At 56.3% G+C, this 396-nt stretch carries 1 rRNA gene (cut by both window edges); it reads right to left on the bottom strand.

Annotated features, from left to right (window positions below):
* Nucleotides 1-396, bottom strand: a 23S ribosomal RNA gene (locus ASF69_RS14820) (it extends past both window edges: 425 nt to the left, 2,048 nt to the right).

Below are 396 nucleotides of genomic sequence, written 5' to 3'. Positions count from 1 at the left end.
GGACTCTTGGGGGTCATCAGCCTGTTATCCCCGGCGTACCTTTTATCCGTTGAGCGATGGCCCTTCCACACGGGACCACCGGATCACTATGACCGACTTTCGTCTCTGCTCGACTTGTCAGTCTCGCAGTCAGGCTAGCTTATGCCATTGCACTCGACGACCGATTTCCGACCGGTCTGAGCTAACCATCGCGCGCCTCCGTTACTCTTTCGGAGGCGACCGCCCCAGTCAAACTACCCACCATACACTGTCCCGGATCCGGATAACGGACCGCGGTTAGACATCCACGAAGATAAGGGTGGTATTTCAAGGATGGCTCCACGGGAACTGGCGTCCCCGCTTCAAAGCCTACCACCTATCCTACACATGCCTTGGCGAATGCCAGTGTAAAGCTAT

It is taken from the genome of Rhizobium sp. Leaf311 (assembly GCF_001423445.1).
GTDB lineage: Bacteria > Pseudomonadota > Alphaproteobacteria > Rhizobiales > Rhizobiaceae > Agrobacterium.
The sequence above is the reverse complement of the archived record's forward strand: the minus strand, read 5'-3'. Positions and strand labels throughout refer to the sequence as shown.